The following is a 26761-nucleotide window of genomic DNA, read 5'->3' as shown; positions in this document are numbered from 1 at the left end:
CTTGACAACTTCTACAAAAAGTATTAAAATCCTCCTACACCAATCTAATTGGTAAATTCTTGGTTCCATCTGAACCGAACAAGGGTTGCTAAGAAACTATACAAGAACAATTAAGAGACAATCAGAACAATTCAGGCATATTAAGTCACATTCGGCAAAAGTAAAGCAAAAGCTAAAAGAGAAGCCACAAAGACACGCAAAGCCTACTACAAACAAATATATCTCACAAAAACACATAAATTAATCCAAAAAGACCAAATTATTATCCATTGTCACATAATGCACACGCAATTTCTGCGAACTTGGGACTGTGTCCCCATGAAGCAGAAAGGCGAAGCCTTAACCTAAATCACTACAGCTTGTCTGTAGGGATAACAACGAGCAAAAGATATTGCTATGAAGTGGTAAGGTTGATCGAGGCGTTAGCCTAAAGGGGGGTAGATAGTATATACCCCCTTAAATATGACAAATAGATAATACTCGGATTACGTGGAGCCTCATTATTGAGGTCTAAATGTCTATCAAAAAAAGTGTTGTCTCAACTTCCAATGAGACGTTAGTGTCGGACAATGTTTCCCTCTCAAAGGGCTATGATTTTAAAACTATAAGCGGTGTGGATACCCTTTATAGTTATTATCCAAGTAATGAAGCGTATCGTGATTTTTTTGAATCACTTGCACAAAAGATACTCTCAGCTAAAGAACAATACGATGGTTTTATCCCTAAAGATACACTTCGTATTGTTATAGGTGATAAAGAGTTCTTCTTTAACGGTATGAGTAAAGGTTATTACTTTTTTATTGATACTGCTCGTTGGTTTCGTATTGGATTAAAGCATCCCTCACAAAATACCAAGCTTTTAGATATTCAAGTGCAATGTGAAGCAACAGGCATCTATTTATTAGGGCTTGTTGGGCTTATTCGCTATATTGAAGCCCTCGTCTCTCCTATAGCGAATATTTGTTCACAATTAACTCGTATGGATGGCAATATTTTTGTGCAGTTTGATCTAAGCTCTGTTATTGAAAAAGACTTTATTATCAGTAAAAAGCGCAAAAATAGACGAGAAGATGGCGGACGAAGAGGCTATCAATCCTTAAAGATCGGTGACAATCCCTTTTTAGCACGTTTTTACGATAAAAGAATAGAGCTTATTGGTAAAGAAAAACGCTCGCTAATGGAAGCGTATTTCGTCTTTCACGGCTTTGATCTTAATAAGCCCATTTGGAATTTTGAGTTTGAATGGCATCGTGATTTTTTTAAACGCTATGGTATTAGAACCGTAGAAGATGGACTTAAAAACGTAGAGATACTGTTTCATCATTGTATGAAAATTATCCGCTTTGTGGATAAAACAACCCTCTCACAAAAAGACTTAGAAGCAAATCGTTGGCATCGTGCTAAAACGCATCCTTTATGGGAGTACATCGACCAATCTTACACCTTTAATGCCATTCCTCAATCATACGAAGCATTGGAAAAAATTATCCCTAAAAAGAGCGTTTATAATTCTAAAGTGTTTATGATGGAATTTCAAAACCTCCTAAATAAAGGTGTGGAAAATGATGTTTATTTATCACAAGAGAATGTGCAAGAAATCCTAAAGCGAAGTGGTCTTTGGTTTACCGAGCGCACTAAAAAGCTTTTAAAACCTTTTAAGCCTCTTCCTTTGATTGTGGATGGAGTTAATTATGTTCTTTCTCGTAATCGTACACCTATAAAAACCCTCCCTGCAAACTTAACACTGATCAGTACATATAAGTTAAAACAGTTTGAGGCATCGCTCCTTAAAGCATTACATAGTGAATTTACAGAACAAGATTGGGATATCTCTTTGATTACAAAAAATCTCAAAGCCATTGAATCAGAGATAAAAAAACGTAAGTATGAACAAAGTGAGCTTGAACTATGGCAAGCGTAGAACTTATCACCAAAGAGGATATAGAGGAGCTAAAAGCACTCATTATAGGTTATGCAAAACCGTTAATGACCGTTGAAGAGGTTGCAAGTTATTTGCGCCTCTCCCCACATACAATAAGGCATAAAATCGCCGATCAAACTTTTATTCTTGGAGTTCATTATTCAGATAAAGCAGGTAAAATACTGTTTGCAAAAGAGAAACTGGATACTTGGCTTTGGGAAACAACTCAGGAGTCAAACAATGTCAGTATTCAAAAAAAACAATCGGGTGTGGATAGATTTGTTCGCCAATGGAGCGAGAATCAGAAAGTCTACAGGTCTGGAGTGGACAGCGTCCAATGTCAAAAAGGTCGAAAAAGAGCTGATACCTCAGCTTAGAATGGGCGTAATGACGGGAACGTTATCACTTCAAAAAGAGCGCATTAAAACGGTGCGCTACTATGCTGAAATGTTTATAGAATCAAAGCGACAGACAACGGTTGCTAAGACACATAAACGTTATGAGTCCATTATTGAGAATGGAATTTTACCTTTATTGGGCGATACACCCATTAAAGATTTACGAATTTCACATATTGATAAATGGCGCAGAGATCTTTTACAACGCTTTACTGCCAAAACGGTTAAAGAGTATCAAATTGTCTTTAGAGGTATTTTTCAAAAAGCACTTCAAGATGAAGAAGTGAATAAAAATCCTTTTGATGCGTTGGACTCTTTAAAAGTGAAAAAGCCCAAAGTAACCCCTTTTATGCCTCATGAGGTCAAACTCATTTTAGATACGGCGCATGGATGGTTTAAAAACTATCTTGCACTTGGATTTATGACAGGTATGAGAGTTGGTGAGATTGTGGCTTTAAAGTGGGAAAATGTCAATCTTGAGACACGAGAAATCTATGTATGTGCATCAAGGTCAATGGGTGTGGAAGGAACTACGAAAACACAAAGTAGTATTAGATACATTCCAATCATTGATACATTAGTGCCTTTTATTGAGAATCAAAAGAAGTTCAGTGGTGATAAAGAGTATGTATTTGTAAATCACTTTGGGCGACCTTTTTATGATTACAAGACAATAGGTTCTAATCAGTGGGTAGATATTCTCAAAAAATGTGGATTGGCTCATCGTAGGATGTATGAAATGCGCCATACGTGTGCAACGAATCTTCTTATGAGCGGTCAATACAGTGTCAATGAGATTGCATCTGTTTTAGGGCATACAACACCACAAATGTTGTTTGAGCGTTATACAAGAAGTATATCAGCAGAGCGAAAATTGTTTAATAAGACAATAGACATATACAGTGTGAATGAAAACAAGGACACCATAATGGCACTGTGAAGTTTTAAAGTCTTTGGAAGTCTGTAATATCGGGGTTTAAGTGGTGTCAAGAGAGGGACTCGAACCCTCGACCTCCGGCTTATGAGGAAAGCTTTAAAATTGACAATATCGTATTTATGGGGATTTTAGCACTGACAAATAACGCTAATGCCTACTAATTTGTTTATTTTTGGTGACACTTTAGGTGACACCCTCCTCTATTCTTAATGACTTTATACTTTGATTTATTATGCCATTTATGGCATAATTTTATAAAGGATATATCATGATGAGAAATCAATTAGTCACAAAAATTGAGCAAAGACGCAAACAACTAAAAATTAGTTTAGAAAATCTTTCAAAACTTAGTAACTTAGGTATGCGAACACTCAATCGTTTCTTAGCAGGTGATGATGTCAAGCTAAGTACGGTCGAAAGTATTACCAATATCTTAGGGCTTGATTTTGCTGGTAATGAAGTTGTTCCGCTCATACAGCTACAAAAAAACCGTGCCTACCAAAAAGCCCAATTTATGGCATCACTGGTTCAAAGTACCTCTGCACTTGAAATGCAAGGGTTAGAAAAAGAAATCGTTGAAAAGATGATAGCTGGGTTTGAACAAGCATTTTTGAGCGGTGAATATAAAAAGAGATTGTGGGTAGCTTAATGATTGATAGTACAAAACCCATTGATGATGCAACACCCTATCATGATCTCTCAGGATTAAAGCTCCCCAAGAACAAGACTTATATGTTAAGCGATATTTATATCAAGGAGGCTGAGAATATTGCTATCGCAACCCTAAAGTATTTATCAGCACCACCTTCCAAAAAAGAAGCCCCATTCTCTTATGATTGGATGTTAAAGCTCCATGAGGAGATGTTTGGCAATGTATGGGATTGGGCAGGAAAGCTTCGACATAATGAGCTATCTATCGGTATCAAAGCTTATCTCGTACCAATGGAACTTAAAAAGTTAGTGGATGATTTAGCCTTTTGGGTCAAGCATAAAACGTATGATCATTATGAAATGGCTGCACGCATTCATCACCGAGCTGTTTTCATTCATCCTTTTTCTAATGGGAATGGTAGATGGAGTCGTATGCTTGCTAATATTTATTTACGACAAAATGGACTTATGCCTGTTAAGTGGCAAGAGGATTTATTGGCGAAAGAAAATCCAAAACGTAGTGATTATATACAAGCACTCAAAAAAGCCGATCAGAGTGATTTTTCAGATCTGATAATCATGCATCACCAAACGTATTAATCAACTCTTACATCAGAAAACTCATCTTGAGTAATACCCAACCAAAGCCATAAGAGGTTTTCGATAAAAATCACTAGCCTATTAGGGTAGCAAATGGCATCCTACGTTAAACCTAGGAAATTCTCTAAGCTTAAGTGGGTATATTTTTAAACTATATGGCTATCTGTGCACTTCACTTGACAATCAACTGCTTTTTGAAACTTGGCGATGTCAAAAAGCCTTCTTGTTTAACTAGGAATTTGAGACTAGCAAACAAAGTGTAGTTTTATTACCTCAAGTTCAATTCAAGGCTAAAATACGATCTTCAACTTAAAAATCTTTTCATAATTTTGCACTTTATCTGATACTTGAAATTTATTGGGCCAATTATATAATCAATAATATTAGTGACCATTTTGTGTACGAAAGGATTGGAGCATCGTTTTTAGATGGTTGCTTTTTTGAGCTTGTTCGCGAGAAATGGACTGAAACATCAGTGAAGTTGCTTTGGTCTCTTCAGCAACATTTACCATTGTATGGGCTATTTCTACCAAACCTTCTATATGATGCATCGCTTGGCTACTCTTATGCATAGTTTTTTCTGCATTCTGAACTGCAAAAGAGAGTTTTTCATCGGACTTGCGAGCTTCATCAATCAATGCTTGGGAATTGGATGAAATCGTAATTGCATTTTCAGAACTCTTTTGAATTTCACTACTAATCTCTAAAATTCCTGAGGTTATTGCATGCACAACAGAGCTGATCTCTTCAAGGCTTGCCTGAGTTTTTTCTGCCAGCTTTCGCACTTCGTCCGCTACCACAGCAAAGCCACGTCCATGTTCTCCCGCACGAGCTGCTTCGATGGCGGCATTTAGAGAGAGAAGATTTGTTTGCGATGCAATATCTTCAATCGCTTCTAAAACAATTTTTATCTGTTTAGCATGAGCGGTAAGGTCTGAGGTTTTGAGGGCTAGTTCTCTTTCATGTTGACTATCCTTTTGAATGTTTCCAACAGAGGTCTCAAGCTCTAAAAATAACTTATTTAAAGACATCCTCGCCTCTTGGAGGTTCAACGAGCTGGTTTTTGAGAGAGCATAGGACTCACTGGTTTCTGTACGTATTGCCATAATAGAGCTATGGACATGCGCAATTGCTTCTATTTGTGAGGCAATCTTTCCAACAAGTGATGCCGCAATTTGGGTGAGTTCTTCTGCGGATTCTAAATTCAAAGAAGAGCTTTTTTTAACAGCATGTAGTGTCTCTTGGATTTTAGATAAGAACTCATTAATAAGAGAGGAGACCGTGCCAAGTTCATCATACTGCTTTATTTCAAGGCGCCTTGTCAAATCACGATCACCTTTGGCTACGTTATAAACCATTATGCGAAGCTTTTCAATAACACCAAAAATCTCTTTTTTAAAAAATAGTAAAAAGATTACTAAAATAAGCGCTACGGCTAAAGCCATAAAAAAAACAATACGCATTTTGGCATAGGTAATATTTTCCTTGGATGTTTGTGTTGAAATAATCAACTCACTCACACCTAATACATCACCTTCTTTGACATTTGCATGGCAACGTAAACAAGATATTTCCGCTTTTAAAGGAAGTGCAATACGAATATATTCTTGATTTTTCTCGTTAAATTCTTCAAAAATCTCCGTTTGTTGTTCCAAAAGAGGCTCTAATTTTAAAGGAATCGGTTCATCCTTTGGGCTTGCAAAAAGCTCTTTAACCGATGAACTTTTATAGACTTTAAGCTGCGTCACACCAGCTATAGAGGAAGCCTCTTGAATTGTACTAGCAATCAATTGTGGGTCTCCAGAGCTCATACTTCCTTTAATTGTTTGGAAGATAGAAGATGATAGCATCGTTGAAGATGCCTTAAACTGGCTTTTTGCAAGCTTCTCATAATCATTTGATATAAAAGAAAACAAAAGAATAAATGTTCCTCCAATGGAGATAAACAATGTAAAAAGTGTTTTTGATTTTAGTGTTTTTAACATTCAACAACCTTTCATATCAATTTTCAATTACATTAGAAGTTTTACATGTAATGGTCCCTATTTCTTGTGGTATTCCCAAATAAAACCCCTGCGCATAATCTATACCGATAGCTTGGACTTTCTGTAAAACGGCTTTGGAATGGACATATTCAGCGACTGTCGCAATGCCCAATTTATGCGCTAATTGGTGAATATTTTCAACAATATCATAGTGCATCGTATTATGGTCAATATCTTTAATCAATGAACCATCTATTTTTAAACTATTGGGAGATAAAGATAAAATATGATCAAAATTGGAAAACCCTGTTCCAAAATCATCAATTGCGATCTGACACCCATACGATCTCACCATCACAATAAATTCTTCGAGTGCTTTTGTATTGTCAAAAGACTGAGATTCTAAAATTTCAAAGGTAATGCGGCTTGGTCTAGTAAATGTACTTAATCGTTTTTCTAAAAAATCTTTCGTTACATATTCATTCACATCTTCAAAACTGAGGTTAATATTAAATGCTTCTTCCCGTTCTGAAAAAAAGTCCAATACTTTACTCATCATCAATCGACTAAGGTCGCAATAAAGACCTGTTTTCTGAGCTATTTCAATAAATTTAAACGGCAAGATGATTTCGTTGATATCTTTAATTCGCATCAAACATTCATACTTATCTAGCTGTAAAGTGCGGGCATTAAAAATTGGTTGAACATAGGGAATAACCCCTTTCCCCTCTTTATGAAGGGACTGATGGATGGTCTTAATCGTTTTAAGAATATCTGTTTGTTCGGTGGCATTATAAATTCCACTCAGTGCATCAATATGCATATCAATCAACTTGTCCACACTTTTTAAGGCATCAATACGCTGATGTGAAATGAGCATTTCTCGTAAAAAAGAGCGCACAACATGCAACGCTGCATTGACATAATGGTTTGGTAAGGCAATACGTACATGTGTTTGACTGATTCGATGGAGCATCTCAAAGTAAGCTTCATCGTAAATGCCATTAAACAACCTCAAAAACCATGCTCTGATTTTTCTACGATGACGTTGGATAATGGTGTCATTCGATAAGAAATGAGAAGCATGCTCAAATGTAAAAATACGTTTATAAAAGAGGATCAAAAAATCATCAACGTTAGTACGAGCTAAAGGAGAAAGCTCTTTTAGAATACGTACGTCATTCTCATTAAAAGCATAATTATGCAATAACAATTGAAAATTATACATAGCTTTCCTCTTTGTAATAATATTTTTAAGTTAGACTATATAGGCATAGATGGATCATAAAACAAGACTATTACTTAACTATATATCTTTTTTTATATTCCAGTTGGCATCAAATTTTCTCGCTTAATATAAGCCATGAGTCCAGCAGAGCTCACATTCACTTTACCTTCTCTATTAATTTCTTTTGCAATAAAAGGCACACTACTTTTATAACTTAACATTTCAATAATTTGATCTTTATAGACATCAAAAACACTTGCTCTTTTCTTCCTTGGCTTGGAGGGTTGTATGCAACTAGCCATTATTCACTCCCTTTAGTAAGGTTTCATATTACCTTCACATATTTTGTAATATCAAGTTTACAAATCACCTTATAATCTTCAAAAATACATATCTCTTTCTGCGCTACTTTTGATCATAAAATCACTTATACGAAGAATTTTCACAAAGAGATAAGGGCATCAAAGATGACCACTCTTAGTAGGATATGAATTAATTAAGACATGTGAAAATTGTTGATCAGAGATATTGGTTATAATTTTTTGTTTTTGAAGTAATCCTTCAATAATCTTTCCAAAAAGTATTGGATAGTGCACTATTCTTTCTTTAAAATAATCAAATTGAATGACTAAAATTTGTCCAGCTGAAAGAAATTTGACAGTTTCAGGATAACAAATATTGGCAAAATTAGCATGTGCCCCTATAAATTCACCAACAGAACAGTGCATCATTTGTTGTGTTTTGTTCAATATTTTCAACTGTCCAGAAATAAAGATATAAAGGTTAAAGGGCACATCACCTTGTTGATAAAGCACTTCATTTGCGGTATAGTGCTTTATAGAGGCATATTGATTCATATTATCGCAGAATACGCTTTTAAGATTTAAAAAGTATGGACTAGCTTTAGTAGACATGAAAGCATTCCTTAAACAAGTAAAAATGCCACCTTAATAGGTGGCGTTACATGTAATAAAAAGTTCTAGTGAACTTCTCTCCAGATTTTGACTTTCCAAAGATAAGCGAGTAAGGTAAAGAGCGCCATATAACCAATGAGTTTATACCCAAGATTGTCTCTTTCTGCTTTTTTACTATCACCCACTTTTTCCATATAAGCAATCACTTGGTTTTGTGCTTTTTCACTCAATCCAACGCGAGGCATAGAAGTACCAGCCAGTTGTTTTTGTGGATTGTTGATAAAGGTTGTAAGATACTCAGCACCTTTAGAGCGAATCATCATGGAAAGATCCGGTGGGATGGTTCCCATATACGCTTTTAACGCATCTTTATCTGTCGTACTCATGATTTTGTCATACTTCATATCATGGCATCTTTGGCATGCATCTGTGAAGACTTTTTTATCATCCATTGGAGCAACAGGAGCGATACTTTGAAGATACGCAACAATATCTGCGACTTCTTGATCTAAGTCTCCACCCAAGCCAAAGAATTGGATCATCGGATGAGGACGTGTCTCATTGAACTTATGTTCAACGTTAAGTGCCTTCGTTGGATTTTTAATGAGTGCTGCAAGGAAGTTTTTATCATAGATCGCACCGGCACTGCTAAGATCAGGTGGTACAACACCAAACGTTGCTGAAGCACTTGCATTATCCATAGGTGCAGGCATACCTAAAGCACTAATACCATGACATCCTGTACATCCCGCACTTAAGAAGGTTTCAGCCCCTTTGGTGGCATCACCTTTTTTCTCTGATGCCCCAAGATCTTTAAATGCAAAATCTGCAGGAGCAACATGAGGATGCATTTGAGAATGTGCGAATGGCTCAACGCCCCAATAAACAACAGCGGTAAAGAAGATTACAATCGCTAATATTTTTAACTCTCTCATTTGCAACCTCCGTTAGTACATTTACAGTTTGCTTCCATTTTCGTGATAATCGGAAGAATAATAAACAAGGCAAGAAAGACAATGGTTGCACCAAAGCCAACCCATGCATTGTTTCCTGTTGGAGGAAGTTTTCCATAAACCGTAAGGACAATCATGTCAATTAAGAGTAACCAGAACCAGATGAAAAACGCAGGACGCTTATGCGCTGGTGCGGTATGCATAGGATTCCTATCAAGGAATGGAAGAAGCATAAAGATCACATTCGCAAAACCAAACGCGGCTAGACCAATTTTCATGGCAGGAACGCCTGCAATATCAAAGAAGAAACCACGAAGCACTTCATAACTCCACAAGAAATACCACTCAGGGTAGATATGAGGAGGTGTTTTCATATTGTTAGCTGGCTCAAAGTTAATAGGATCCATCGCAAAATCAAAATGGAAACAGACCAAGTAGAAGAAGATGGTAAGGGCAACGCCTACAACAAAGAAATCTTTGGAGAGGAATACAGGCCAGAATGGAACCACTTTAGATTCAACTTTTTTACCATCAAGGTATTTTTTAGATTCAACATCAAAATTAAACTCTTCAGAATCTTGGTTATTGACGTGAGGCATTCTTAAAGAGTAGAAGTGAACGGCAATGAGTAAAAGAATAACCAATGGGAGTAGAAGAACATGGAGCATGAAGAAACGTGTCAATGTCGCATCAGCCACTAAGAAATCTCCTCTGATCCAAATAACCAAAGCATCACCAATAACAGGAATACCACCAAAAAGGTTGGTAATAACTTGCGCTGCCCAGTAGCTCATTTGTCCCCATGGAAGCATATATCCACTAAAAGCTTCAGCGGAGAACATACCAAAAAGTGCCATACCCGTAAGCCAGATAATCTCACGACCTTTTTTATATGAACCGTAATAGATACCCGTAAACATGTGAATGTAAATCACAAGGAAAATAGCAGAAGCTGCAACACCGTGCATATGACGCCATAACCAGCCGTACTCTACCTCTTGCATAATCGTATAGTTCACACTATCAAATGCTAGTTTAATGTCGGGTTTATAATACATTAAAAGGAAGATTCCCGAAACAATCAGAACCATAAAAAGAACCATTAAAACAACGCCCATTGCCCAAAGGAAGTTGATGTTTTTAGGAATCCAATACTCTGTCATCATCACTTTGATGAACTTATTCACTGCTAATCGCTGATCGAGCCAATCGATAAAGCCTGTCGCTTTTCTAATTTCTGCCACGTTTGTCTCCTTTACGCTTTCTTAGCTACCAGTTTTTTATACTCTGGTCCTTCTTCACCAAGAACAAGCTTCGCTCCATCTATTTTAAAAGGAGGAATGTCCATTGGTCTTGGAGGTGGTCCAAAAGTGTTGACACCGCTTGAATCAAACTCACCACCATGACAGGCACACTTAAATTGTTTGGATGCTGGCATCCATGTAGGGATACAGCCTAAGTGGGTACAAAGTCCTATCATCACTGCATAGGTACTACCACTTGCAACGATGTCCCGTTTCTCATTTTTGGGCATATCCGCACTTTTTTTCAAAATGAAAATCGGTTTACCCCTCCATTGGATCGTTTGGACTTCTCCCTCTTTCATCGGAGAGAGATCAACGGTGATGAATCCAGCAGATTGTACGCTTGGGAGTGGATCCCAAGTTTTTTTCATAGCGCCAAGGGCTATTACACCACCTGCCGCTGCAAAACCGCCGAATGCCATGCCTATAAAGTCTCTTCTGCTTTGCTCAACAGCCATTCTTTGTTCCTTTCGTGTAGTATTCAAAATTGAGAGTTATATACAAGTTCATGTAACACGCAGAAGGATTGTTGCGATATTTCTATCGCTATAATCCTTATTGATATCATTATTTATAAGAAGCTATTGCTGTTGCAACTGCTTTCAAATCATCATCACTTAATGCTGTCGCGATGGGTTTCATAACATTTTTCATAGGACCGCCTTCGCCATTTTTATAGCCATTGACTGAACCTACAATTTTTGAGACATCCCACCCCGCAATAATTTGCGATTTGTTTAATGCAGCTTTTGAAGCCTTGTCACCATGACATGAAAAGCATTTACTTTTGTATATAGCTTCTCCATCTGCAGCCATCAGAGATACTGCAGCTACGGATATGAGCATACACGCTACCTTTTTCATTCTTAAATCCCTCCATTGCTTAATATTTTAATGTATATCTAATAATAGAGTGACATTTTATAACAGTGTGAGTTTCTTTTTAGTCGCTTAATGAAAAAACAATCTTTTAATCTTTAATCGCATACCCTAGATTACCGATTGTTTTGATGACATCATTGGTTATTTTTTTGCGTAATTTAAAAACAAGGTTTTTAAGCGCAGAAGGAGGGGCTTCTTCGTAAATATAAAGCTTATCTTCGAGGATTTGCCGTGTCACTAAATTGCCTTTATGTGCCAATAAGATTTCAATAAATTCTACTTCTTTTTGTGTTAAAGGAATAGGAATATTATCTTGTAAAAACGTTTTATTGGTATAGTCATAAAAACACGTCGCATTAATTTTAATAACCGTTTTGGATTTTTCGAGCAAGAGGCTGGCACTGCTTTCCAAAAGTCTTGTTAAATCCCCCTCTTTGATAGGCTTGACAACATAATCTACCAATGAAAGCTTGATAGATTCTAGCAAAAAATCTTTATCAGTATAAGCACTTGTCACAATAATAGGGATATCATGATTGTCTTTTCGAATCTGTTTTATCAGTTCAAGTCCATTAAACTTAGGCATTTTAACATCCGTAATCACAATGTCTGGATGATGTTCATTATAAAGAGCTAAAGCTTCTTCTCCATCGGAGGCTGTATAAACTTTATCCACATATAACAACAAAACTTTTGCGAAACTATCTCTAAGGTTTTTTTCATCCTCAGCAAGTAATAACGAACTATTTTTTAAAACAAATTCATACTTATCTAACAAAAATCCCCCTCTATTTTCAATCTTGCTTCTGGCAATTGTAACACTTTTTTATCTAAAAGAAAGCTATAATTCCCAAACATACCCTGCTATATTGGTCTGATAAAGGAAAGATTTTATGGTCGAAACCATTAATATTACGAAACGATATATCATTGCACTCTCGCTCATTGCCCTACTTTCTATTTTAGCCTATTACAATCTAAATCACCTTATTAGCAGTCAATCCAACGATGGAAAAATCATTAACATCAGCAGTAAACAAGGTATGCTTTCTCAACAAATTGCACTGTACGCTATTTATTATAAAACAGAAAATTTACGCACTAATATTGTACTGATGGAAGAAGCACATAATTTATTGCTCTCTTTCCCAATGTCAAGTGAACTGAAAAAAATTTACTTTGAAGAGCCATTTTTCTTAGATAAAGACGTGAGGAGATATTTATTTCATGCGAAACGTTTTGAAGAAAATCGTGATGGTAGAAGCTTAACGTATATTTTACAAAATTCTCAAAAACTTTTAGAAAATTTGGACTTAGCCACAGCAATCTATGTTGCAACAACAGAAAAGAATACAATCAAGCTCAAAAATGTTGAGTTCTTTATTTTTATTTTTACACTTGTGACACTGTTTTTTGAAGCTCTATTTATTTTTAGGCCTGCTACAAAAAAAATCACAGAAGTGACAAAAGAACTAATAAAACAGCACGATTATGCCAATACCATTATTGAGTCTAACACTAATGCTATTGTGACTCTTGATTCAAAGCTTATGATTCGAACCTTTAACCATATGGCAGAAAAAATCTTTGGTTATACAAAACATGAAATTATGGGAGAACCTTTCTTTCAAAAAATTATCTCAAAAGAGTCTTTGCCAGTAGAGCAAGAAGGCATTTTAAATTTTAAAAAAATTCTTGAAATTGAAAATAAGGAAGAAGTACGAGAGATCAAGGCTATCAATAAAAAGGGTCAAATATTTCCTATCCGTATTTCGTTTGGTATTAGTCGTGAAGAAAAAAATATACTGATTATTAGCATGCAAGATATTTCCAAAGAAATTCTCAAAGATAAAATTATGATACAACAAGCAAAATTTGCAGCGCTGGGAGAGATGATTGCCATTATCGCACATCAATGGAGACAGCCATTGGCACAGCTGAGCTTTAATTGTATGTATATTCGTAAAAAACTTACCAATCCTGAGCTTATGGAAGAAACGGCGAAGAATGAAGAAATTATTCAATTCATGTCAGAAACCATCACCAATTTTGAAAATTTCTATAAACATGTTGATAACACTATTTTTAATCCTGTCATTTCAATTAAACAAACGCTTGTACTTCTTGAATCTTCACTCAAACATTATCAAATCAAACTAATTCAACAATTTAATTCAGAAATGAATGTTTTTGGCAATACCAATAGCCTCTCTCAAGTTATTTTATCCATTCTCCAAAATACGATTGATATTATTAAGAGTTCTGAGATTAAAGATCCTTTTATCCATATCACCTTGGAAGATTCTGATAAATTTGTAGTTTTAAAAATAACAGATAATGCAGGAGGAATTCAAACACCTTTGATTAATGATATTTTCAAACCTTTCCATAGCAATAAAAATAAACTCTCTACAGGAATTGGTCTTTACATGTCAAAACTAATCATAGAAAATCAATTTCATGGAATAATTAACGCTAAAAACACTCATAATGGTGCACAATTCACTATATTACTGCCCCCTTCGTGTGACAATATTTAAAAAAAGACCTCTTTTTATTCCAAAATTTTCATACCAAAAATTCTAGCGACTGAAAAGAAACTGACTCTATTATAGAATTCCATAGTCAACTTAAAGTGTTAAATTAATGTTAAATAAAAAGAATAAAGAAGATACTGGACGCATCGCTCTTTAGTACAGTTATTTAACATAATCTTATGTTTTTAAAGGAGGATATATGGAAAGAGGTTTCAAACTTCTTTCATCGCTTGTTCTCACAAGTACTCTATTATCAACAGCATCTATTGCTGCTGGAGGAGATGGTACTTTAGATAAAGTAATGAAAGAAAGAGGTTTAAGCGAAGCAGACGTTGTTCGTGCCGCAAAAACCTATAACCCAACGGGCGTACATGATAAATACATGGTATTTAGTTCTGGTGGGCAATCAGGCCAACTACTAGTCTATGGAGTCCCTTCTATGAGACTATTAAAATACATTGCTGTATTTACACCAGAACCATGGCAGGGATATGGTTTTGATGAAGAAAGTAAAAAGGTTTTACGCGAAGGCAACATTAGAGGTAAGGAGATTAATTGGGGCGATACTCACCATCCATCTCTTTCTGAAACAGATGGTAATGCAGATGGTAAATGGCTTGTTGTTAATGATAAAGCAAACCCAAGAATTGCCGTCATTGATTTAAGCGATTTTGAAACAAAACAAATTGTTGTCAATCCCGTATTTAAGTCTGAACATGGTGGTTCTTTCTTTACTCAAAATTCAGAATATATTATAGAAGCGGCACAATATGCAGCTCCTTATGACAATAATTACCATCCGATAGAAGACTATAAAGAAAGCTATCGTGGTGGTGTAACCATGTGGAAATTTGATCATGAAAAAGGAAGAATTCAAGAAAAAGACTCTTTTACAATTGAGCTTCCTCCCTACATGCAAGATTTAAGTGATGCTGGTAAAAAAGTGAGTCATGGTTGGGGATTTACAAACTCATTTAACTCAGAAATGTATACAGGTGGAATTGAAGTAGGCATGCCACCAAACGAAGCTGGTATGAGCCGAAATGACACTGACTATCTTCATGTATACAATTGGAAAAAACTTGCAGAGCTTGCAAAAGATCCGAAAAATGTTAAAGTTATTAATGGACATAGAGTTGTTCCTATGGATGTTGCCGTCAAGAATGATGCTCTTTTTCTCATTCCTGAACCAAAATCTCCACATGGTGTCGATGTGGATCCAACAGGTGAATATATTGTCGTATGTGGAAAGCTTGATACCCATGCGTCTGTGTATAGTTTCTCAAAAATTCAAGCGTTGATCAAAAATAAAGATTACGCTGGAACAGACCCTTATGGTATTCCTATTCTTGATATGAAAAAAGCTTTGCATGGGCAAGTAGAGTTGGGCCTAGGACCATTGCATAACCAGTACTCACCAGTTGATGGGGAGATTTATACCTCATTGTATGTTGATAGTCAAGTTGTAAAATGGAATTTCAAAACATTGAAAGTTATTGATAGAGTGAATGTTCACTACAATATTGGACACCTTTGCGGAATGGAAAGCAACACATGCGATCCACAAGGTGAATATATTATTGCATTGAATAAACTTTCTATTGATCGTTTTGCAAATGTTGGTCCATTACATCCACAAAACCATCAATTGATTGATATTCATGGTAACAAAATGGATATGCTTGTTGATATGCCTATACCATTGGGAGAACCGCATGATGCCGTAGCCATTCGTATCAGTAAGCTTAATCCAAAAGTACGTTACGAAATGGGTACAAACTCTAGAACAGAGCAAATCAGTGAGGGAAAAACACTTGCTGGACAAGAGAGGATAGAACGCAAAGGTAATGATGTTAAGGTCTATGCGACACTTGTACGTTCTCATATCAACCCAGAACATATTACGGTCAATAAAGGAGATAACGTCACAATCTATATGACAAACCTTGAACGAGCAGAAGATGAAACGCATGGTTTTACAGTGGATAACTATAATGTTCACGCATCAGTAGAACCAGGTAAAGTAGCCACTGTCAAGTTTAAAGCTGATTTAGAAGGCGTATTCCCTTATTACTGTACAGAATTCTGTTCTGCACTTCACCTAGAGATGATGGGTTATTTAATGGTTAAAGACCCTAATAAAAAGTATGAAAGTGCACAAAAACTCAAAATGGCAACCATGAGTAAAGAACAACTCAAAGCTGAATACGACAAAACAGTTGCAGTCAATAAAGCAACAGATGATGTTATTCAGAGTGTTGTGAAATTCCTCAAAGATAACCATTATGAAAAACATGATGTTGTCAAAAACCTTGTAACTGATGCGCTTGATCAATACGGCAAAATTCCTGAGCAGAAAAAACTCTCAGATGCTGCTATCAAAGAGGGCGATTTTGAGAAAGCCGTCTTATTTGAAAACATGATCTGGCAATACATGGTAAAAACAGCGGACGTTGGAATTCGTGCGAAAGACTTACTGGTTAAGTCTGTTGCAACAAAACAATCCCCTGAAGCTGCAAAAGGCGAAGTTGCATTCAATGAAGGTGGCTGTTCTGGTTGCCACGTTATTGGAAAAGTAAGTTCAGGTCCTGATCTTACCGGTGTATTAGGTCGCCATGAAAATGGTGAAAAATGGGTAGCTGATTTTATCAAGAGCCCAAAAGATAAGTTTGAAGACCCTTATGTCAAAGCGATGATTGACTACTTCAACTTAAGGATGCCAAACCAAAATATGAAAGATCCTGAAATCAAAAGTATTATTGAATATCTAAAATGGATTGACAGTAACGCTAATTTATTCTAGGTTTTATATCTACAACCCATAAAGATTACATCTTTGTGGGTTGACATGTGTCAATGTTAAAAATATGAATTCAAGATACACTATTTTTATCTAAAGATTTAGCTTTAGTTTTTAGCTAAGGATATTAAGGAGAAAAGATGAATCAAAGTTTACTAAAATCAAAAATATTTGCGGGTATCGCATTGGTGATTATGACACTATCATTTACATTTCCCATGATCAGTTTTCATGGGGTACTGAACAAAATTGATAGCGGTAAAAAAGAAGACATTTCATCTTTCCAAAAGATGGTTTGGGGAATCTACAATCAAGGTAGGTATAAAAGTACTTCTACTCCAAAAGAAGCTCATAATAATTTGGAAAAAATGATTGGGAGCTCTTCTGAAATCGGCGTAGCTTCATTTCCTATTTGGTCATGTTCTCTTGAAGCCCCAAACTATCCAAAAGAAGCATTTCCTGAAGGCATACCTGTCTTTTTTCACTTTGATGGATTTAGTGGTGAAGTGCATGAAATGAATACGATCAACCACTACATTGGTATGGACCCTATGTGGAGGGGTGGCATACTTGAGCGTGAAATTGGTATCTACGCATTATTATTTTTGAGTCTCGTTGTGGTTTATTTTATTGCCTATAATCATAAACTGTGTAATTATCTTATGCTTATTCCAACTTCTTTACCACTGTTATTTATAGCAGATTATTCCTATTGGCTCTATTGGTTTGGACATAATCTTCATGATTGGGGTGCCTTTAAAATTAAACCTTTTATGCCTACTGTTTTTGGTGACGGTAAAGTTGCACAATTTACAACGCATTCTTATCCAGCTATTGGGTTCTATTGTCTAGCCCTCATTGGTATATTTTCGTTACTGGCCCTTTTGTCAAGAAACAAGGCAAACAAAGAGAGTGGTAAATAATTATTATGAAACAACTTCTTTTTCTCAGTATTTTAACATTCTCATTACTCTACGCGAAGAGTGATTTTATATACGAAACGAGGGAAGAAGTTGTAGCCTATACAGGGCCCATAAAAGAGACACATAGAAGCTCTATTCAAGATGCCATTGATAATGCCAAAGAAGGCTCGATTATCAAGCTTAAAGCGGGTATCTATGAAGGGAATATTGTTATCACCAAGCCTATTAGCATTATTGGAACCGAAGAAGGCGTTATTATCGATGGAATGGGTGTAGGGAGTGTTATAACAGTCAAAAGTTCTTATGTGACTCTCAAAAATTTAACCATTCAAAATAGTGGTGAACGCTCTGATGTACTGGATGCTGCAATCAATATGACAGGGAATACAACAACGGGGGCACTGGTTCAAAATGAAGTAAGTCAGTGCAAAATCTTAGACTCCCTTTTGGGTATCAATATGGAAATCGTCAATAATTCACTCATCAAGAACAATTATATTACTTCGAAAAATTATGAGCTTGGGCTTCGAGGCGATGGAATAAGATTATGGTATAGCAATGACAATATGATTCAGAAAAACCATCTCTATCGATCCCGTGATATGGTCGTTTGGTATTCCCATGGAAATACGATTGAGGAAAATTTAGCGGAGCATGGAAGATATTCACTCCATTTTATGTATGCAGGCAAAAATTTTGTCCATAATAATGTCTTCCAATACAATTCTGTTGGTATTTTTTTCATGTATTCTAATGATACGATTGCAACAGGAAACGTCATTACCAATGCGCTTGGTGCTACGGGTATTGGTATTGGACTCAAGGATTCTTCTAATTTTACCATTGAAAACAATACGATTGTTTACAATGCACAAGGCATGTATATTGATCGTTCTCCTTTTGAGCCAGATTCGCACCTTTGGATTCGAAATAATCAATTTTTATTTAACTCTGAAGCGTTGCATTTTCATTCTTTGTGTGAAAATGGAATCTTTGAGAATAATGTCGTCAAAGGCAACATTGAAGATGTTGTTAATGATTCACGCAGTAGCGATAATTTTAAAAATGAATTTACAAAAAACTATTGGGACAATTATGAAGGTTTTGATACAAATATGGATGGTTATGGGGATAACCCTTATCGTGTTTATCAGTATGCTGATAAGCTATGGGCATACAATCCCTCTGTCAAATTCTTTTACGGTTCACCCGTTATGACGTTATTAAACTTTTTGTCGAAATTGGCTCCCTTTTCAGAACCAATTTTCTTATTGGAAGACAAACAACCTAAGTTTACACATTAATTGGAGACAAGATGGCTTTACATGTAAAACAAGAAAGAAGAGAATTTATCCAATATTCTACGCTGGGTATTTTAGGTTTAGTCCTAGGAGCTGGTGTGGTTGGAGCGCCATATCTTAAAGCACGAGAGACACATTTACGCCCACCAGGAGCTGTTGAGGAAGATCGATTTTTATCGCTTTGTATTAAATGTGGACAGTGTTTACAAGTGTGCCCATACCATGCTATCAAGCTTTCCGATATAGCAAAAGGGTATGGCATGGGAACCCCTTACATTGAAGCAAGAGAGCGAGGTTGCTATCTTTGTGGTCCGCTTCCATGCGTTTTGGCCTGTCCAACAGGAGCGTTGGATCACCATGCTGAAAAGCCAGAAGATGTCAAAATGGGCATAGCAGTCTTTGCATTTCCCGAAACATGTTTAGCAATGACAAATACAACGGTTCATAAACACCAGATTGAACGCATTTACAAACATCCACATACACGAAAATTAGAAGAAGATGTCTTAAAAAAACTCTCCACGTATGAAGGAAAAAACTGCACCATTTGTGCGGACATGTGTCCCTTTCCTAACCCTTTGAGCGCTATTGAGATGATTGTTACCGAAGACGGTATTAAAAAACCGAAAATCAACCAAAATTGTGTTGGATGTGGCGTATGTGAAGAACTTTGTCCTGCATCATCACCATCCATTGTTATTAAACCACGCGAAACGTATGAATCATATTACCAAAAGGAGCACGTATGAAAAAATATTTCATTCTCAGTCTATTCATTTTATTAACTTTCAATGCCTGCTCTGATAAGAAAGAAGAAAAAAATACGCAAGCAGTTGATAAAAATGTATCACATCAAACAGGTAAAATTGAAGTTATTGAAAACGATAATTTTAAAGAAGAAAAAGTTCAAGTTAAAAAAGATGATAGCAATGAGAGCAAAGACTTTTATTACGATTATCATCAAGAGCCAAAGGCGCATGCACAGCCTGAAGAAGAAAAAAATTATACTCCTCTTGGTGCGGAATTGAAAGTGAAAAGTCCCTATGAACATGTTGAAGTGAACATGCTAGTCAGTAAATTGAGTAAAAATTTTATTGTTAAATGCTCTGCATGTCATAACCATTATGCCAATGGCATCATTGGACCATCGCTTTTAAGTAAGGATAGTGCCTATATTTTCAAAACGATTTCTCAGTATAAAACGGGAGAAAAAAAGAACGTTTTAATGAAAGAATTAGTTGAGCAAATGGATGATAAAGAGATCAAAGCATTAGCGGATGAAATTTATACTTTTAATCAAGAAGTTAAAAAATTAAAAGAGAGACAAAAATGAAAAATATTATTGTAGGAGTAATCACACTCGTGATTCTTGGAGCTATGGGTTATACAATAAGCCAAGGTACTGCATTCCAAGGCGGACAGGCAGCTAAAATTATTGAGAATGTATCAAAGACTCAAAATACAGTATCTCCACAAAAGACTCAAACGATTAGCGAAAAAAGTGATAGAGACATAGAAGCAGAAAAAATCAAAGCGCTTAAAGACAAAGCAGGTAACGCTGCTGCATTCAAAGTGAGTGAAAATTACAAACGTAAATGTGCTTCTTGTCATGGCGTTACAGGCGAAGGTGCCGTTGGTCTTCCTTTATTTGGACAAAGTGCAGAACAAATTTATGCCAAATTGCTTGAATTTAAAAGTGGAACACGAAGCAATCCAATCATGAAAAGTGCTATTTCAAATCTTAACGATGATGATTTCAAAGAACTTTCTACTGAAATTGGCGAATTTAAAGCAAGAGCTGAAGCAGCAAAATAACCAAAGGATATCCTGTGAGTAGTAAATACGAAGAGCGAAAAACGATTGCAAAAACATCGTTTTTTTCAACATTTGTGAATGAATCAAAAGATGGTAAAAAAACACTCAGTATCCGAGCTATAAGGTGGATTGTCATTATAAGTATTCATCTTTTGTTCTTTTTATCCTTCAAAGTTGATATTCAAATCCTTGAGGGCACGCTGAATGGGTCACGTTTTTTAGGATTTCACCTGATTGACGTTTTTACGACATTAGAGATGTTTGCAGCAACATATCATATGCCTATTAATATGATCATTGGAACAGTAACTATTTTAATGGTTTATTTACTGATCGGTGGAAGAACCTATTGTTCGTGGGTATGCCCTTATGGTTTGCTCAGTGAAATTGGTGAGAAGCTTCATAACACCCTTGTTCAAAAGAAAATTATAAAAGACAGAACGTTTGATTATCGCATCAAATATATTTTTTGGGGAATTTTTTTAACACTTGCTTTTACCAGTGGATATCTCGTCTTTGAACTTTTTAACATCGTTGGTATTTTAAGCCGTTTTATTGCCTATGGATGGAGTATCTCCCTTGTGTGGGTGCTTACAGTTTTCTTGATCGAAGTCTTTTTCGCAAGACGTGCATGGTGCAAATATATCTGCCCTATTGGAACAACCTATGGTTTCGTTGGTATTATCAGTGCTTCCAGAGTCGAATGGAATGATAATTGTGACCATTGCATGGTTTGCCATGACGTCTGTTTTGAAAATCAAGTTTTGGAGATCACAAAAGCAAAATACGATCAGCAACGCGAAGAATTTGGCATTAAAAAAGAAATTGTTGCCAGTGGAGACTGTACCTTATGTGGACGTTGCATTGATGTATGTCATGCCGATGCATTGCATTATACTTTTAGATTAAAGAGTCTTTTATGATAGAAATTCGCAATGTCAGTAAAAAATTTGGTAATGTCCTCTCATTAGATGATTTGACATTGACGTTGCACAATGATGATTGTGTTGCGTTAATGGGACCAAATGGCGCAGGAAAGACGACTTTAATTAGGCTCATATTAGGCTATTACCATCCAAACAACGGTACAGTTTTGATTAATGGGCTCGATCCAATTAAAGAGCGAATTCAAGTATTGCAAAACATTAGTTTTGTTCCACAACTCCCTCCCCCCATCAAATTAAATCTGGATGAACTGATGAGTTATGCGTGCAAAAGCACTCAGGTTGAAAAAGAAGCCATCATCCATTTCGCGAAAGAGATGGAGCTAGACATCGAGCCTAATCTCAATAAATCCTTTTTTAAATTAAGCGGTGGAATGAAGCAAAAAATGTTGATAGCCATTAGTTTAGCACGTCAAAGCGACATTATCATTTACGATGAGCCAACCGCCAATCTTGATCCTAAAGCACGCGATAATTTCTATCGTCTTCTGGAAAAAGAAAAACGCTCTAAAATTTCCTTATTCGTAACGCATCGTCTCGATGAGATGAAAGAACTTGTTAATCGACAAATTTATATGGATTTAGGAAAGGTACTGACCGATGAAAAAGTTTAATGCGCTTATTCTTTTTCTTGTGATGCTTCTCATGCTTGGATGTGACACAAAAATAGACTTAAATCCGAGAAAGGTTCATTGGGATCGCGATATGTGTGAACGATGCAAAATGGTTCTCAGTGATCGTAAGTTCTCTGCCCAAGTTATTAATCCTAGTAATGGTAAAGACTATCTATTTGATGATATCGGCTGTGCTATTTTATGGTTTAAAGAAAATAAAATTGAGTGGAAAGAACACGCTGTTATATGGGTTAATGATGCCAAAACAGGTGCATGGATAGATGCACGAAAAGCATCTTACGATGTTTTAAACGTAACACCAATGGCATACGGTTTTGGTGCGCATGTCGTTAAAGAAGACATTAAAGGAACTCAAGAGATTATTGACTTTGAAGAAGTTTCCAAAAGAGTGATTAAAATAGGAAAATGATGATGCACCTCAATAGTCATCTTATGTTAACACTATTTTTCACGGTTTGCGTCACGATAATGGCACAAGCATTTTACTTCTCCAAGACGCATGCACTCACTTGCCAAAAGATTACATGTAAAGAAGAGTTGGTTGCGTTGGTAGGACTACCTGATTTAGCTTTAGTGAGTGAAGCACACTATGTGCGTCACCGAAGTCTCAGTGATGTTTTCTCCTACTTCAATGAATCCCCTGAACTCTTAGAGTATTTCCCATCCACCTTTGTCTACCACTATGCACCAAATGAGCATCCTTCAAGGATAGACCGTGTCTTTTAAACTCAATCTCTTACTGCTCGATTACGCGATTCGCTCGCTCCTGCGTCGTGCGAGTAAAAGCTTTTTCATCTTTTTGATCTTAAGTCTGCTCATCTTCTTGCTCTCTTCGGTGTTGATGATCGCCGATGCCATTAAACTGGAACTGAATACAACCCTTAAAACCTTGCCGCAGATTACCTTGCAACGTTTTGTTGCGGGGAAACAGAGTGATGTGCCCATCAGTCGTGTGGATGCCCTTTTGGATATTGAAGGGATTAGTTCTGTAACGCCTCGTATCTGGGGCTATTACTACTTTAAACCAGCGGGCGTTAACTTTTCGGTTGTGGGGATTAATGCGTATGAAGAGCAATACTCCCAAACACTGTCGAAACTCACACAGCATTTTGATCTGAAACTGCTGGAGAGCCAACAAGCAATGATCATCGGTGTTGGGGTGAAAAAAGTCTTGAGTGAGAATTACTACACCGACTTTTTCAACTTTGTCACCAGTGAGGGCAAATGGCAACGAGTTGCCATCGCAGGCGTTTTTAACTCCGACCTTACTTTAGAGTCCAATGATCTTATCCTTGTGCCTAAAAAGCTCGCGTACGCCATTTTTGGGATGGATGAGAGCAAAGCCACTGACATTGTGGTTAAAGTGGCCAATGTGAAAGAGATCCCTACCATCGTGCAGAAAATTACCACGCGTTTCCCTGATCTGCGTGCTATTACCCAAGATGATATTAGAGTCAGTTATCAGAATATTTTTGATTATAAAAGTGGTTTCTTTCTCTCTCTTTTTAGTGTCTGTGCTTTTGCCTTTTTTATCATCATCTACGATAAAACCAGTGGTCTAAGTTCGGAAGAGAAAAAGGAAATCGGCATACTCAAAGCGATTGGCTGGAGCAGTGATGATATTTTACAAGAGAAGTTTTATGAGAGCTTTATCCTTGCTATGAGTGCTTTTTTAGTCGGCATCGCGTTTTCGCTTTTTTACGTCTATGGCATGCAAGCACCTCTTTTGCGTAATGTTTTTATGGGTTACTCCGAGCTTAAACCTGCTTTTATATTACCTTTTCATATCGATTTTGCAATGCCATTTTTACTATTTCTACTAAGTGTTCCTATTTACATCGCCGCTACCCTGATTCCCGCATGGCGAGCTTCAAGCTTGGATGCTGACGAGGTGATGCGATGATTTGGATTAAAGAGGTGAGTAAAAGCTTTATACAAGGCGATGAGAGCATTCATGCCCTTACCAATATCTCTTTACATGTAAAGCGTGGGGAGTGTGTGGTACTCAAGGGATCCAGTGGCAGTGGCAAGAGTACCTTACTCTCTTTAATTGCAGGGCTGATGCAACCCTCTCAGGGTGAAGTGCGTGTGGATGGGAAGGAGATTTCCAAACTCCCTGAGCATTTTAGTGCCGCTCTTCGACGGCAGAAAATGGGATTTATCTTTCAAAAGTATCATCTTATAGCTCATCTGAGTGCTCTTGAAAATATCATGACACCTTTGATTCCTGAGAACCTTCCTTGGCATGTACTCGAGAGCAAAGCCAAAGCAGTGATGGAGCAGTGTGGCATAGCGCATAAAGCAAAGATACGAATCAATCGTCTCTCAGGAGGTGAGCAACAACGTGTCGCCATCGCACGCTCTTTAATCAACGATCCCTTAATCATCTTAGCCGATGAACCCACCGCCAATCTGGATGAAAAGCTTTCCCGTGAACTGATAGCCACGCTTGAGAAACTCAAACAAAAAGGGGTAACTCTACTTATTGCAACCCATGATCCGCTCTTTTTTGATTTGGGGTTTGTGGATCGTATTGTAGAGATTAAAAACGGTGAGATAATCGTATGAGTTTAACCCCTGAGATTATCTCTCTGCTTATTTTGGATGCTATTTTTCTCTTCTTTGGCGTAATTGCCTTGGTGATTGGCTTTCGCATAGCACTCAAGTGGGATAATCAAGCAACCACCTCCCTTCAATACACCCTATCCAAGCAGAGCGCTTTGGTTTCGACCATGATCAAATACATCTTTATGCTCAAACTGCCTCTGTTTGCTTTTTTCATCTACACGTGCGATAAGCTCTCTACGATCATCACCGGTGCTATGTGTGCGAGTGGCGTGGTCAATTCAGTGGACTTTGGGTTGTATTTGACACTGTTTAAACTGTTAAATCTGTATCTGTTTGGCTTTTGGTTATTACTTCACGCTGCTGATATTCATGATGAGAAACTCCCTTACACCAAGCTCAAATTTATTCTGTTTATCCTTTTCTCAGTTCCCCTCTTTGCAGAGATCGGATTGGAGATAGCATTCTTTGCAGGGCTGAATATCAGTAAAATCGTTAGTTGCTGTGGCACCCTTTTCTCTGCATCAAGCAGTTCGTACATCTCTTTGTTATTTGCAGTAGATGCTTCATTATGGGTTTGGCTTTTCTATGGCTTCTTTGGACTGATGGTGCTTGCGTATGGGTTGAAACATACGCCTTTAATGATTTTTGCCAATGGTATGTTTTTAATTTTTTCAATCATTGCGTTAATTGTCTTTTTTAGCCCGTATGTGTATGAACTTCCCACACACCGTTGTCCGTTTTGCTTATTGCAAAGGGATTATTATTATGTGGGGTATGCGCTTTACACACTTTTATTTGCAGGCACGTTTTATGGCATTGGTGGAGGCATTTTAGCGCTGGTGTCACACAAAGCGCACCCTCGTTTTATGAGAGTCTCTTTAATACTGTGTGCACTTTATCTCTTGATCATAACAAGTTACCCTGTCATCTATTTTATACGGAATGGAGTTTGGTTGTGAAGAAAACTATTTTTATGGGTGTGCTGATTATCTTTCCGCTTCTTGCCCTTGGCGGACTTTTTTGGTTTTTACATGTAAAGCATCAACTGCCAACCGATAAAGCCAATAGTGCCAAAGTCGCCTTAGAATTTAAGGACAATACCATTCAGTGCCCTGAGTGTCACATGTATCTTGTGGGTAAAAAACACACGGCACAAGTTATCACACAGGATTCTAAAACACACTTTTTTGATGATGTTGGGTGTGCTATTTTATGGCTTAAAGAGCAGAAGATAGAACCTCAAAGCGTTACGATGTGGGTGTTCAGTAATGACACCCATCGTTATATCGATGCGTTTAAAGCCTCTTACGCGATCAATGATGAAACCCCTATGCATTATGGCTTTGGGGCGTATGAACAACAGAAAAAAGAAGGCATAATAGACTTTCCTGAGATGCGTCTTCGCATGCTCAGAGGTGAAAATATGAGCGACCCTAAAATACGAAAAAAACTATTAGGAAATTGA

The 26761-nt window shown here is 36.9% G+C and carries 29 protein-coding genes; 20 read left to right on the top strand and 9 right to left on the bottom strand.

From position 1 onward, the window contains the following. Positions 1 to 514: 514 nt before the first annotated feature. From SJPD1_RS05010 to SJPD1_RS04990, 5 genes are all read left to right on the top strand, one after another. Positions 515 to 1921 carry a hypothetical protein gene (locus tag SJPD1_RS05010; RefSeq protein ID WP_096046249.1) on the top strand — a complete coding sequence of 469 codons (1407 nt, stop codon included), beginning with the start codon at positions 515 to 517 and terminating at the stop codon, positions 1919 to 1921. Further along, positions 1909 to 2298 (top strand): helix-turn-helix domain-containing protein, encoded by a 390-nt coding sequence (locus tag SJPD1_RS05005; protein WP_096046248.1) that lies wholly within the window; start codon positions 1909 to 1911, stop codon positions 2296 to 2298. The genes SJPD1_RS05010 and SJPD1_RS05005 overlap by 13 nt, the downstream gene beginning before the upstream one ends. Next, on the top strand, positions 2189 to 3259 hold the full coding sequence (locus tag SJPD1_RS05000) for a tyrosine-type recombinase/integrase (RefSeq protein WP_420855361.1): 1071 nt from the start codon (positions 2189 to 2191) through the stop codon (positions 3257 to 3259). The genes SJPD1_RS05005 and SJPD1_RS05000 overlap by 110 nt, the downstream gene beginning before the upstream one ends. 265 nt (positions 3260 to 3524) lie before the next feature. After that, a complete protein-coding gene (locus tag SJPD1_RS04995) occupies positions 3525 to 3905 on the top strand; it encodes a helix-turn-helix domain-containing protein (protein WP_096046246.1) in 381 nt (126 codons plus the stop codon). Further along, positions 3905 to 4507 (top strand): mobile mystery protein B, encoded by a 603-nt coding sequence (locus SJPD1_RS04990; RefSeq protein ID WP_096046245.1) that lies wholly within the window; start codon positions 3905 to 3907, stop codon positions 4505 to 4507. The genes SJPD1_RS04995 and SJPD1_RS04990 overlap by 1 nt, the downstream gene beginning before the upstream one ends. 383 nt (positions 4508 to 4890) lie before the next feature. On the opposite strand, the gene SJPD1_RS04985 is transcribed toward SJPD1_RS04990, so the two are convergent. The 9 genes from SJPD1_RS04985 to SJPD1_RS04945 form a co-directional block, all read right to left on the bottom strand. Next, positions 4891 to 6492, bottom strand: coding sequence for a methyl-accepting chemotaxis protein (locus tag SJPD1_RS04985; RefSeq protein WP_096046244.1), 1602 nt, complete (start codon positions 6490 to 6492; stop codon positions 4891 to 4893). A gap of 16 nt (positions 6493 to 6508) precedes the next feature. Then, the gene (locus SJPD1_RS04980; protein ID WP_096046243.1) at positions 6509 to 7720 is read right to left on the bottom strand and encodes an EAL domain-containing protein; all 1212 of its coding nucleotides are present in this window, start codon (positions 7718 to 7720) and stop codon (positions 6509 to 6511) included. A gap of 92 nt (positions 7721 to 7812) precedes the next feature. Beyond that, a complete protein-coding gene (locus SJPD1_RS04975) occupies positions 7813 to 8022 on the bottom strand; it encodes a hypothetical protein (RefSeq protein ID WP_087438154.1) in 210 nt (69 codons plus the stop codon). A gap of 159 nt (positions 8023 to 8181) precedes the next feature. Beyond that, a complete protein-coding gene (locus SJPD1_RS04970; protein ID WP_096046242.1) occupies positions 8182 to 8634 on the bottom strand; it encodes a cyclic nucleotide-binding domain-containing protein in 453 nt (150 codons plus the stop codon). A 65-nt stretch (positions 8635 to 8699) separates the two neighbouring features. Further along, complete coding sequence (locus SJPD1_RS04965; RefSeq protein WP_096046241.1) at positions 8700 to 9569, bottom strand: c-type cytochrome; 870 nt, start codon at positions 9567 to 9569, stop codon at positions 8700 to 8702. Beyond that, entirely contained in the window at positions 9566 to 10831 is a 1266-nt protein-coding gene (locus SJPD1_RS04960) for a cytochrome b (RefSeq protein WP_096046240.1), read from the bottom strand. Before SJPD1_RS04960 ends, SJPD1_RS04965 begins: the two co-directional genes overlap by 4 nt. Before the next feature lie 11 nt (positions 10832 to 10842). Then, positions 10843 to 11349: a ubiquinol-cytochrome c reductase iron-sulfur subunit gene (gene petA, locus SJPD1_RS04955; RefSeq protein WP_087439237.1), complete on the bottom strand. Its 507-nt coding sequence runs from the start codon at positions 11347 to 11349 to the stop codon at positions 10843 to 10845. A gap of 109 nt (positions 11350 to 11458) precedes the next feature. Next, positions 11459 to 11755: a c-type cytochrome gene (locus tag SJPD1_RS04950; protein ID WP_087438149.1), complete on the bottom strand. Its 297-nt coding sequence runs from the start codon at positions 11753 to 11755 to the stop codon at positions 11459 to 11461. A 106-nt stretch (positions 11756 to 11861) separates the two neighbouring features. After that, positions 11862 to 12551 (bottom strand): response regulator transcription factor, encoded by a 690-nt coding sequence (locus SJPD1_RS04945; RefSeq protein WP_096046239.1) that lies wholly within the window; start codon positions 12549 to 12551, stop codon positions 11862 to 11864. 115 nt (positions 12552 to 12666) lie between these two features. On the opposite strand from SJPD1_RS04945, the gene SJPD1_RS04940 reads away from it, so the two are divergent. From SJPD1_RS04940 to SJPD1_RS04870, 15 genes are all read left to right on the top strand, one after another. Then, positions 12667 to 14313: a PAS domain-containing sensor histidine kinase gene (locus tag SJPD1_RS04940; protein ID WP_096046238.1), complete on the top strand. Its 1647-nt coding sequence runs from the start codon at positions 12667 to 12669 to the stop codon at positions 14311 to 14313. 196 nt (positions 14314 to 14509) lie between these two features. Further along, positions 14510 to 17113: a Sec-dependent nitrous-oxide reductase gene (gene nosZ, locus SJPD1_RS04935; protein ID WP_096046237.1), complete on the top strand. Its 2604-nt coding sequence runs from the start codon at positions 14510 to 14512 to the stop codon at positions 17111 to 17113. 137 nt (positions 17114 to 17250) lie between these two features. Next, positions 17251 to 18033, top strand: a complete 783-nt coding sequence (locus SJPD1_RS04930; protein WP_096046236.1) for a cytochrome C — start codon at positions 17251 to 17253, stop codon at positions 18031 to 18033. 5 nt (positions 18034 to 18038) lie between these two features. Further along, complete coding sequence (locus SJPD1_RS04925) at positions 18039 to 19337, top strand: nitrous oxide reductase family maturation protein NosD (RefSeq protein ID WP_096046235.1); 1299 nt, start codon at positions 18039 to 18041, stop codon at positions 19335 to 19337. An 11-nt stretch (positions 19338 to 19348) separates the two neighbouring features. Continuing rightward, positions 19349 to 20083 (top strand): 4Fe-4S dicluster domain-containing protein, encoded by a 735-nt coding sequence (locus tag SJPD1_RS04920; protein ID WP_096046234.1) that lies wholly within the window; start codon positions 19349 to 19351, stop codon positions 20081 to 20083. Continuing rightward, on the top strand, positions 20080 to 20667 hold the full coding sequence (locus tag SJPD1_RS04915) for a c-type cytochrome (protein ID WP_096046233.1): 588 nt from the start codon (positions 20080 to 20082) through the stop codon (positions 20665 to 20667). Before SJPD1_RS04920 ends, SJPD1_RS04915 begins: the two co-directional genes overlap by 4 nt. Continuing rightward, positions 20664 to 21149: a c-type cytochrome gene (locus SJPD1_RS04910; protein WP_096046232.1), complete on the top strand. Its 486-nt coding sequence runs from the start codon at positions 20664 to 20666 to the stop codon at positions 21147 to 21149. Before SJPD1_RS04915 ends, SJPD1_RS04910 begins: the two co-directional genes overlap by 4 nt. A gap of 14 nt (positions 21150 to 21163) precedes the next feature. Next, positions 21164 to 22072 carry a NapH/MauN family ferredoxin-type protein gene (locus SJPD1_RS04905; RefSeq protein ID WP_096046231.1) on the top strand — a complete coding sequence of 303 codons (909 nt, stop codon included), beginning with the start codon at positions 21164 to 21166 and terminating at the stop codon, positions 22070 to 22072. Further along, positions 22069 to 22707, top strand: coding sequence for an ATP-binding cassette domain-containing protein (locus SJPD1_RS04900; RefSeq protein ID WP_096046230.1), 639 nt, complete (start codon positions 22069 to 22071; stop codon positions 22705 to 22707). Before SJPD1_RS04905 ends, SJPD1_RS04900 begins: the two co-directional genes overlap by 4 nt. Next, the gene (locus SJPD1_RS04895; RefSeq protein WP_096046229.1) at positions 22694 to 23137 is read left to right on the top strand and encodes a hypothetical protein; all 444 of its coding nucleotides are present in this window, start codon (positions 22694 to 22696) and stop codon (positions 23135 to 23137) included. Before SJPD1_RS04900 ends, SJPD1_RS04895 begins: the two co-directional genes overlap by 14 nt. After that, positions 23137 to 23454: a hypothetical protein gene (locus SJPD1_RS04890; RefSeq protein WP_226372249.1), complete on the top strand. Its 318-nt coding sequence runs from the start codon at positions 23137 to 23139 to the stop codon at positions 23452 to 23454. Before SJPD1_RS04895 ends, SJPD1_RS04890 begins: the two co-directional genes overlap by 1 nt. Next, the gene (locus SJPD1_RS04885) at positions 23444 to 24631 is read left to right on the top strand and encodes an ABC transporter permease (RefSeq protein WP_096046228.1); all 1188 of its coding nucleotides are present in this window, start codon (positions 23444 to 23446) and stop codon (positions 24629 to 24631) included. The genes SJPD1_RS04890 and SJPD1_RS04885 overlap by 11 nt, the downstream gene beginning before the upstream one ends. Further along, positions 24628 to 25296, top strand: coding sequence for an ABC transporter ATP-binding protein (locus SJPD1_RS04880; protein ID WP_096046227.1), 669 nt, complete (start codon positions 24628 to 24630; stop codon positions 25294 to 25296). The genes SJPD1_RS04885 and SJPD1_RS04880 overlap by 4 nt, the downstream gene beginning before the upstream one ends. Next, positions 25293 to 26255: a hypothetical protein gene (locus tag SJPD1_RS04875; RefSeq protein ID WP_096046226.1), complete on the top strand. Its 963-nt coding sequence runs from the start codon at positions 25293 to 25295 to the stop codon at positions 26253 to 26255. The genes SJPD1_RS04880 and SJPD1_RS04875 overlap by 4 nt, the downstream gene beginning before the upstream one ends. Next, a complete protein-coding gene (locus tag SJPD1_RS04870; RefSeq protein ID WP_096046225.1) occupies positions 26252 to 26761 on the top strand; it encodes a hypothetical protein in 510 nt (169 codons plus the stop codon). The genes SJPD1_RS04875 and SJPD1_RS04870 overlap by 4 nt, the downstream gene beginning before the upstream one ends.

The organism is Sulfurospirillum diekertiae (genome assembly GCF_002309535.1).
Lineage (GTDB): Bacteria > Campylobacterota > Campylobacteria > Campylobacterales > Sulfurospirillaceae > Sulfurospirillum > Sulfurospirillum diekertiae.
This window is presented reverse-complemented; position numbering and strand designations above follow the sequence as displayed.

What these genes read in the sequence shown, in the direction of transcription:
- SJPD1_RS05010 (WP_096046249.1), top strand. Translation starts at nt 515, where the DNA reads ATGTCTATCAAAAAAAGTGTTGTCTCAACTTCCAATGAGACGTTAGTG.
- SJPD1_RS05005 (WP_096046248.1), top strand. Translation starts at nt 1,909, where the DNA reads ATGGCAAGCGTAGAACTTATCACCAAAGAGGATATAGAGGAGCTAAAA.
- SJPD1_RS04995 (WP_096046246.1), top strand. Translation starts at nt 3,525, where the DNA reads ATGATGAGAAATCAATTAGTCACAAAAATTGAGCAAAGACGCAAACAA.
- SJPD1_RS04990 (WP_096046245.1), top strand. Translation starts at nt 3,905, where the DNA reads ATGATTGATAGTACAAAACCCATTGATGATGCAACACCCTATCATGAT.
- SJPD1_RS04985 (WP_096046244.1), bottom strand. Translation starts at nt 6,492, where the DNA reads ATGTTAAAAACACTAAAATCAAAAACACTTTTTACATTGTTTATCTCC.
- SJPD1_RS04980 (WP_096046243.1), bottom strand. Translation starts at nt 7,720, where the DNA reads ATGTATAATTTTCAATTGTTATTGCATAATTATGCTTTTAATGAGAAT.
- SJPD1_RS04975 (WP_087438154.1), bottom strand. Translation starts at nt 8,022, where the DNA reads ATGGCTAGTTGCATACAACCCTCCAAGCCAAGGAAGAAAAGAGCAAGT.
- SJPD1_RS04970 (WP_096046242.1), bottom strand. Translation starts at nt 8,634, where the DNA reads ATGTCTACTAAAGCTAGTCCATACTTTTTAAATCTTAAAAGCGTATTC.
- SJPD1_RS04965 (WP_096046241.1), bottom strand. Translation starts at nt 9,569, where the DNA reads ATGAGAGAGTTAAAAATATTAGCGATTGTAATCTTCTTTACCGCTGTT.
- petA (WP_087439237.1), bottom strand. Translation starts at nt 11,349, where the DNA reads ATGGCTGTTGAGCAAAGCAGAAGAGACTTTATAGGCATGGCATTCGGC.
- SJPD1_RS04950 (WP_087438149.1), bottom strand. Translation starts at nt 11,755, where the DNA reads ATGAAAAAGGTAGCGTGTATGCTCATATCCGTAGCTGCAGTATCTCTG.
- SJPD1_RS04940 (WP_096046238.1), top strand. Translation starts at nt 12,667, where the DNA reads ATGGTCGAAACCATTAATATTACGAAACGATATATCATTGCACTCTCG.
- nosZ (WP_096046237.1), top strand. Translation starts at nt 14,510, where the DNA reads ATGGAAAGAGGTTTCAAACTTCTTTCATCGCTTGTTCTCACAAGTACT.
- SJPD1_RS04930 (WP_096046236.1), top strand. Translation starts at nt 17,251, where the DNA reads ATGAATCAAAGTTTACTAAAATCAAAAATATTTGCGGGTATCGCATTG.
- SJPD1_RS04925 (WP_096046235.1), top strand. Translation starts at nt 18,039, where the DNA reads ATGAAACAACTTCTTTTTCTCAGTATTTTAACATTCTCATTACTCTAC.
- SJPD1_RS04920 (WP_096046234.1), top strand. Translation starts at nt 19,349, where the DNA reads ATGGCTTTACATGTAAAACAAGAAAGAAGAGAATTTATCCAATATTCT.
- SJPD1_RS04915 (WP_096046233.1), top strand. Translation starts at nt 20,080, where the DNA reads ATGAAAAAATATTTCATTCTCAGTCTATTCATTTTATTAACTTTCAAT.
- SJPD1_RS04910 (WP_096046232.1), top strand. Translation starts at nt 20,664, where the DNA reads ATGAAAAATATTATTGTAGGAGTAATCACACTCGTGATTCTTGGAGCT.
- SJPD1_RS04900 (WP_096046230.1), top strand. Translation starts at nt 22,069, where the DNA reads ATGATAGAAATTCGCAATGTCAGTAAAAAATTTGGTAATGTCCTCTCA.
- SJPD1_RS04895 (WP_096046229.1), top strand. Translation starts at nt 22,694, where the DNA reads ATGAAAAAGTTTAATGCGCTTATTCTTTTTCTTGTGATGCTTCTCATG.
- SJPD1_RS04890 (WP_226372249.1), top strand. Translation starts at nt 23,137, where the DNA reads ATGATGCACCTCAATAGTCATCTTATGTTAACACTATTTTTCACGGTT.
- SJPD1_RS04880 (WP_096046227.1), top strand. Translation starts at nt 24,628, where the DNA reads ATGATTTGGATTAAAGAGGTGAGTAAAAGCTTTATACAAGGCGATGAG.
- SJPD1_RS04875 (WP_096046226.1), top strand. Translation starts at nt 25,293, where the DNA reads ATGAGTTTAACCCCTGAGATTATCTCTCTGCTTATTTTGGATGCTATT.